This window comes from Pseudoalteromonas sp. Scap03 (genome assembly GCF_013393115.1).
In the GTDB taxonomy this organism is placed as follows: domain Bacteria; phylum Pseudomonadota; class Gammaproteobacteria; order Enterobacterales; family Alteromonadaceae; genus Pseudoalteromonas.
The window spans coordinates 2,042,960-2,050,000 of record NZ_VDEU01000001.1; the positions used below are offsets into that span (position 1 = coordinate 2,042,960).

Genomic DNA, 7,041 nt, shown 5'->3' on the forward strand with positions numbered 1-7,041 from the left:
GACACAAACTATTCAAAACATGGTAAAAACACACTATCTAAATTCAATAAAGTAATCACCATGAAGTTAATCTTAAAATTAATTGCCGGTATTGTGGCCGGTATTTTAGTCGGGCTCTACATTCCCCTAACTGGCGTTGAGCTTTTATACACAATAAAAGAGCTTATTGGCCAGCTTATTAGTTTTACAATCCCACTGATTATTTTATTTTTTATTGCCTCAGGGATTGCCGGGCTTCCAAAAGGCTCAGGGCACCTGCTGGGGAAAACGGTGGGTTTTGCGTATGGCTCAACAATTATAGCTGGTACTTTAGCGTTTTTATTAGTGACAGCGGTTATTCCGTTTTTAAGCGGCGGGATTTCATTTGAAGCTGAAGCCGTGACCGAAGTAGGTAGCTTCATTGACTTAGAAATTCCACCGTTAATGGGTGTAATGACTGCTTTAGTCACAGCCTTTGTATTTGGTATTGGTATGAGCCAGCTTGGCTTAGACACATTAAAAACTGTGTCAGATCAGGGGCGCGATATTATTGATGGTTTACTTTCAAAAGTAATTATTCCGGCATTACCGTTTTACATTGCGGGTGTATTTGCTGAAATGACCGTAGCAGGCACCGTTGTTGATACATTACAAGCATTTGGTGTAGTACTTATTGCTGCATTAGTGATGCATTGGTTATGGTTGAGTGTTTTATACATTACCTCAGGCCTATTACTTAAGCGTAATCCTATTGAGCTAATTAAAAATATGTTACCTGCGTACTTTACTGCATTAGGAACCATGTCGAGTGCGGCAACCATTCCAGTATCTTTGCAATCAAGTAAAGCAAATAACGTTAAAGAGGATGTAGCTAACTTTACCGTGCCATTATGCGCCACTATTCATCTATCAGGTTCAACAATTACAATAGTTACCTGTGCTATGGCTGTGATGTTTTTATCGCCTAGCATGGAAGTACCTTCATTAATGGCTATGTTGCCATTCATTATGATGTTAGGTGTAGTGATGATTGCAGCGCCAGGTGCACCAGGTGGTGCAGTAATGTCGGCGTTAGGTTTATTAACTAGCATGCTTGGTTTCAACGAAGGTGCGGTGGCACTAATGATTGCACTTTACCTAGCGCAAGATAGCTTCGGCACTGCGTGTAATGTAACTGGCGATGGTATTATTGCTTTATGGGTAGACCGTTTTAGTGAAAAAGCGTCAGCATAAATCATTGGGGCGTATTTACCTGCTATAGGTAAATACGCTTTTAATCATATCGGTCATGAAGACCGATGGCGAAAGCATAATATTAGTTATGGTTTCGTCGTATCTATGCTAATGTTGAATATTAAATTTGTTAACTTGCATCTTATTAGGCTAGTGAGGGTGTTCCATTGATTAACGTACTTTTAGTTGATGACCATGAACTTGTGCGCACAGGGATCAGACGTATTCTTGATGATATACGTGGTTTTAAAGTAATAGGTGAAGCTAAAACAGGCGAAGAGGCTGTGCAGTTTTGTCGTCAGCATGCGCCAAATATAGTGTTAATGGATATGAACATGCCTGGTATGGGTGGGCTTGAGGCAACTAAAAAGATTTGCCGTTACTGCCCTGATGTAAAAATTATTGTGCTTACTGTTAATTGCGAAGACCCATTTCCAAGTAAGGTCATGCAAATTGGTGCTCATGGCTTTTTAACCAAAGGTGCTGGATCTGATGAAATGGTTCGCGCTATACGCTGTGTGCATGCAGGACAACGCTATATTGCTCCAGAAATAGCGCAACAGATTGCACTTGCGCAGGTAACCGGGCGTACCGATGAAAACCCATTTCAAAGCCTATCCGAGCGTGAACTACAAATTATGCTGATGATCACCAAAGGTGAAAAAGCACAGGATATTGCTGATCGCTTAAATTTAAGTTCTAAAACAGTAAACAGTTATCGCTATCGCATGTTTGAAAAGCTTAACGTAGGAGGCGATGTAGAGCTTACTCATTTAGCCATACGTTACAAAATGATTGATATAGATATCTCTTACTAGTCGGTATATATGTCTGAATTTGATCATGTCCAGTTTTTAAAAACATTATCGAGTGAGCCTGGCGTTTATCGCATGCTCGATAATGACAACCAAGTTATCTATGTCGGTAAAGCTAAAAGTTTAAAAAAGCGGGTAAGTAGTTACTTTCGTAGTAATATAACCGATAGTAAAACCCGTGTTTTAGTAAGTAATATTTGTAATATTGAAGTCACGCTTACTAATACAGAGACAGAAGCTTTACTGCTCGAAAACAACCTCATTAAAAAATATCAGCCACGTTATAATATTCTGTTACGTGATGATAAGTCGTACCCTTACATACTGCTCACTAATCATAAGCATCCTCGCTTAGCCTTTCATCGTGGTAGCAGAAAAGTAAAAGGTGAATATTTTGGTCCGTTTCCAAGCGCGGGGGCGGTTTCAGAAAGCTTACGCTTAATGCAAAAAATATTTCCGGTACGTCAATGCGAAGATGCCTACTACCGTGCGCGTAGTCGCCCTTGCTTACAGTATCAATTAAAACGCTGCTCTGCGCCGTGTGTAAATAAAGTCTCTGAAGATGAATACGCGCAGCAAGTTGATTATGTCCGCAAGTTTTTAACTGGTAAATCTCATGAAGTAATAGCCGATCTCATTGCTAAAATGGAAAAAGCCAGTGAGCAGCTTAATTTTGAACTTGCAGCTAAAGTTCGCGACCAAATTATGTTGCTGCGTAAAATGCAGGAGCAGCAATCTATCTCTGGCAATTTTGCGGAAATGGATGTGGTCGGCTTTGCCCATTTAAACGGTTTAAATGGGATTCATCTATTAATGATTCGCGATCATAAAGTGCTGGGTAGTAAAACTTATTTTCCAAAGGTGCCTAAAGACTCACAAGAGCAAGAAATTTTAACCTCTTTCTTAGGCCAGTATTATTTAGCCCCAGGTGCGACAGGGCGCATTGCTAAAGAAATCATTTTACCATTTGAAATAGAAGAAAGTGATGCACTAGGTGAAGCCTTGACCCAAATTAGTGAACGTAAAGTATCGCTTAAAGTGGTTACCCGTGGTGAGCGAGCACAGTACTTACAGTTAGCGAATAAAAATGCATTAAATAGTATTACGGTTAAGCAAAGCACTCAAGACTCGATAAATAAGCGTTATGCGCAATTAAAGGCTACTTTGCGTCTTGATGATATTAATCGCATGGAATGTTTTGATATCAGTCACACCATGGGTGAAAACACAGTGGCCAGTTGTGTTGTATTTGATTCTCAAGGCCCTAACAATAAAGAGTATCGTCGTTATAACGTGACCGGTATTACCGGTGGTGATGATTACGCCGCTATGGAATTTGCACTAAACAAACGTTACAACAAGTTGGTTGATGAGGAGAAAATTCCCGATGTTATTTTTATCGATGGTGGTAAAGGTCAATTAGGTAGAGCAGAGCAATATTTCGAAAACTGGCCGCATTCAAAAATGCCGCTATTAGTCGGTGTTGCAAAAGGCACTAGCCGTAAGCCGGGTCTTGAAACCTTGCTTATAGATGGCGGGCGTAAAACAATTCCTATGGATTCTGATGCACCAGCGCTTCATTTGATCCAGCATATACGCGATGAATCCCATCGTTTTGCAATTGCAGGGCACCGTAATAAGCGGCAAAAACAACGCACTCAGTCATTATTAGAGGAAATAGATGGCGTAGGTTCAAAGCGTCGACAAACATTATTAAAATATTTAGGGGGCATGCAAGGTGTAAAAGCTGCTAATATAGAACAGCTAAAGAAAGTTCCTGGGATCAGTCCTGACATGGCTGAGAAGATATTTAACCATTTGCATGACAAGGGCTAGCCCTATGTGCGAATATAGAAAAAAAGACATATCCAAGTAGTTATGTGGAATATTCCAAACACACTCACAACGTTTAGACTCTTTCTTATCCCCATTTTTTTGGTGATATTTTATATGCCTTATTCATGGGCGTTCTTTGTTGCTGCCTTTATTTTTTGGCTGGCTTCGATCACAGATATACTTGATGGCTATTTAGCCCGTAAACTTGAGCAATCAACGCCTTTTGGTGCATTTTTAGACCCGGTTGCTGATAAAGTAATGGTGTGTGCTGCCTTGGTTGCATTATCTGAGCATTACCAATCTTTGTATATGACCATTCCCGCGCTTATTATTATTAGCCGTGAAATTGTTATATCGGCGCTACGCGAATGGATGGCTGAACAGGGGAAACGCGGTAACGTAGCTGTATCCGATATGGGTAAGTTGAAAACCGCAGCTCAAATGTTAGCCATTATCGGTTTAATTTGGCAGTACGATAGCTGGATGATGTATTTAAGTTATGGCTTGCTTTATATAGCCACATTTTTAACGCTTAGTTCTATGGTGCAATATTTAGTTGCTGCATGGGGAGAATTGACCAAAAATTGATTGTAAACGTCTAATAACGCACCATTTTAGATAAAAAATAATCAAACAGTTCAAAAGTAGCATTTTTTGTGTTGACGCGTTTAATAATCTCTGTAGAATGCGTCCGTGTTGAGAGGGCATAGCCCCCTAGATAAACATAAAGCGGCACTAGCTCAGTTGGTAGAGCGCGACCTTGCCAAGGTCGAGGTCACGAGTTCGAGCCTCGTGTGCCGCTCCAGTTTATCTTAAAGCTAACCTAGTATTGAGGCGGAATGGCAGAGTGGCCATGCACCGGATTGCAAATCCGTTTACCCCGGTTCGACTCCGGGTTCCGCCTCCAATCAACACTCCACACGCTTTAATTAGCAAACTCGATGCCCGAGTGGTGGAATTGGTAGACACAAGGGATTTAAAATCCCTCGACTAACAAGTCGTGCCGGTTCAAGTCCGGCCTCGGGCACCACTTTGTGGTTTGGTTATATACACCAATATGTAACTTATAAAATTATTTAGAATTAATATGATGCGGCACTAGCTCAGTTGGTAGAGCGCGACCTTGCCAAGGTCGAGGTCACGAGTTCGAGCCTCGTGTGCCGCTCCAGTTTATCTTAAAGCTAACCTAGTATTGAGGCGGAATGGCAGAGTGGCCATGCACCGGATTGCAAATCCGTTTACCCCGGTTCGACTCCGGGTTCCGCCTCCAATCAACACTCCACACGCTTTAATTAGCAAACTCGATGCCCGAGTGGTGGAATTGGTAGACACAAGGGATTTAAAATCCCTCGACTAACAAGTCGTGCCGGTTCAAGTCCGGCCTCGGGCACCACTTTGTGGTTTGGTTGCATACACCAATATGTAACTTATAAAATTATTTAGAATTAATATGATGCGGCACTAGCTCAGTTGGTAGAGCGCGACCTTGCCAAGGTCGAGGTCACGAGTTCGAGCCTCGTGTGCCGCTCCAGTTTATCTTAAAGCTAACCTAGTATTGAGGCGGAATGGCAGAGTGGCCATGCACCGGATTGCAAATCCGTTTACCCCGGTTCGACTCCGGGTTCCGCCTCCAATCAACACTCCACACGCTTTAATTAGCAAACTCGATGCCCGAGTGGTGGAATTGGTAGACACAAGGGATTTAAAATCCCTCGACTAACAAGTCGTGCCGGTTCAAGTCCGGCCTCGGGCACCACTTTATACTTTCCTTGTTTATTCTAGTTTAACTATTCTTCGATTAAACCATTAATTATAAAATCGCATCATCAAACTAGCATCTTATTCCTTACACTAAATTATTTCGTTTGTTTGAGATCTTTAAGTCTCACATTTTTCAAAAGCTTATCCCATGAATATATTACCACTGATCATTTTTATAGCTCAAACCTGACGCTAGCTACGGAAAAAACCTCTCATTTAGAACAAAATACTAAATTTAAGTTTTGCTATCGATAAGATTTTCATGCCTCACAATAGAGTACTAATATTAAGCTATTTATATAAAAGCAGTGGTACAAGGATCTTAAATGGAAGTGGTGGCTGTGCTTCGTTTGATACATAAGCGAAAGTCGGCATAAGCTTATTTCTATTAACACCATTACAATGCCACAAAATGTATTAAGAGCGTTGATGTAAACTGTTTAACTAATCGCTTATAAGGGATATGAGAAGCTTGATGATGCTAATGTGTTTGATTGGGTCTCACTAGGTGGGTACTACTATTAGTAATATAATACCAATCCGCAATAATACATAATCATTTTACGGGGCTAAACCAGACGCTAGTTGAGTTAAAAATTTCTCATATAGAACAACTAAACATCGAAATTCTTGCTTTGCCATTAACAGGTTTATCTAGCTCAATATAGGTTACTTAATTAAGTGAATTGGTACTAGACAATAAAAAAACCCGAAATGGCCATTGCCGTTTCGGGTTTTAACTTAAATCTCTTTAAAGTTATTTGTGCCAAATACCTTTCGGAATAGTTTTATTAAGCTTGTTGTTTTTACTTGGATCAAACGTCGGTAACTTTCCAGCACGTCGTTGAGCGTTGTAATCTTTGGCAAGCCATACCACAACTCCTGAGAGCATAAATAGCGCGATTACGTTTACAATCGCCATTAGGCCCATAGACACATCAGCTAGAGTCCACACTAATGGTAATTCACCAAGGGCACCAAACATCACCATACCTAACACTAATAATCTGAAGATCAGCATGCCAGATGCGTGGTTATGCTCTAAAAACAATAAGTTCGTTTCTGCATAAGAGTAGTTAGCTACAATTGATGTAAAAGCAAAAAACAAAATAGCGACTGCAACAAATATTGCGCCCCAGCTACCAACATGCTCCTCAAGCGCTGCTTGTGTAAGTGCTATACCCGTTACATCAGAGCCTGGTACTAACTGTTCTGATAATAAAATAAGCGCGGCAGTGGCAGTACAAATTATAATGGTATCTACAAATACACCTAGCATTTGTACATAACCTTGTGATGCAGGGTGAGGTGGGTTAGGAGTTGCAGTTGCTGCAGCGTTAGCTGCGCTACCCATACCCGCTTCGTTTGAGAATAACCCGCGCTTGATCCCTTGGATCATTGCTTGCATTACACCATA

Annotated in this window: 5 protein-coding genes and 9 tRNA genes (1 of these 14 running past the window's edge); 13 read left to right on the plus strand and 1 reads right to left on the minus strand. The window is 41.0% G+C overall.

Annotated features, from left to right (window positions below; all coding sequences use genetic code 11):
* The first annotated feature begins 60 nt into the window (after positions 1-60).
* The 13 genes from FHG08_RS09315 (at position 61) to FHG08_RS09375 (ending at position 5,619) form a co-directional block, all read left to right on the plus strand.
* On the plus strand, positions 61-1,212 hold the full coding sequence (locus tag FHG08_RS09315; protein ID WP_178955647.1) for a dicarboxylate/amino acid:cation symporter: 1,152 nt from the start codon (positions 61-63) through the stop codon (positions 1,210-1,212).
* Between the two features lie 167 nt (positions 1,213-1,379).
* On the plus strand, positions 1,380-2,030 hold the full coding sequence (uvrY, locus tag FHG08_RS09320; protein ID WP_010391483.1) for a UvrY/SirA/GacA family response regulator transcription factor: 651 nt from the start codon (positions 1,380-1,382) through the stop codon (positions 2,028-2,030).
* 9 nt (positions 2,031-2,039) lie between these two features.
* Positions 2,040-3,863, plus strand: coding sequence for an excinuclease ABC subunit UvrC (gene uvrC, locus FHG08_RS09325; protein ID WP_055013395.1), 1,824 nt, complete (start codon positions 2,040-2,042; stop codon positions 3,861-3,863).
* A gap of 42 nt (positions 3,864-3,905) precedes the next feature.
* Positions 3,906-4,451: a CDP-diacylglycerol--glycerol-3-phosphate 3-phosphatidyltransferase gene (gene pgsA, locus FHG08_RS09330; RefSeq protein WP_036933597.1), complete on the plus strand. Its 546-nt coding sequence runs from the start codon at positions 3,906-3,908 to the stop codon at positions 4,449-4,451.
* Between the two features lie 141 nt (positions 4,452-4,592).
* Positions 4,593-4,668, plus strand: a tRNA-Gly gene (locus tag FHG08_RS09335).
* A 28-nt stretch (positions 4,669-4,696) separates the two neighbouring features.
* Positions 4,697-4,770: transfer RNA gene (locus FHG08_RS09340), tRNA-Cys, on the plus strand.
* A 36-nt stretch (positions 4,771-4,806) separates the two neighbouring features.
* A tRNA-Leu gene (locus tag FHG08_RS09345) sits at positions 4,807-4,893 on the plus strand.
* Between the two features lie 62 nt (positions 4,894-4,955).
* Positions 4,956-5,031: transfer RNA gene (locus tag FHG08_RS09350), tRNA-Gly, on the plus strand.
* Positions 5,032-5,059: 28 nt separating this feature from the next.
* Positions 5,060-5,133 (plus strand) — tRNA-Cys (locus FHG08_RS09355).
* Positions 5,134-5,169: 36 nt separating this feature from the next.
* Positions 5,170-5,256, plus strand: a tRNA-Leu gene (locus tag FHG08_RS09360).
* Between the two features lie 62 nt (positions 5,257-5,318).
* Positions 5,319-5,394 (plus strand) — tRNA-Gly (locus tag FHG08_RS09365).
* A 28-nt stretch (positions 5,395-5,422) separates the two neighbouring features.
* Positions 5,423-5,496: transfer RNA gene (locus FHG08_RS09370), tRNA-Cys, on the plus strand.
* Between the two features lie 36 nt (positions 5,497-5,532).
* Positions 5,533-5,619 (plus strand) — tRNA-Leu (locus FHG08_RS09375).
* Between the two features lie 762 nt (positions 5,620-6,381).
* Here FHG08_RS09375 and FHG08_RS09380 read toward each other — a convergent pair.
* Positions 6,382-7,041 carry the 3' end of a sodium:alanine symporter family protein gene (locus FHG08_RS09380; protein ID WP_010391487.1) on the minus strand. It continues 759 nt past the right edge of the window, so 660 of the gene's 1,419 nt are visible here — the last part of the coding sequence; its start codon lies beyond the right edge, outside the window; its stop codon occupies positions 6,382-6,384.

What these genes read in the sequence shown, in the direction of transcription:
- FHG08_RS09315 (WP_178955647.1), top strand. Translation starts at nt 61, where the DNA reads ATGAAGTTAATCTTAAAATTAATTGCCGGTATTGTGGCCGGTATTTTA.
- uvrC (WP_055013395.1), top strand. Translation starts at nt 2,040, where the DNA reads ATGTCTGAATTTGATCATGTCCAGTTTTTAAAAACATTATCGAGTGAG.
- pgsA (WP_036933597.1), top strand. Translation starts at nt 3,906, where the DNA reads ATGTGGAATATTCCAAACACACTCACAACGTTTAGACTCTTTCTTATC.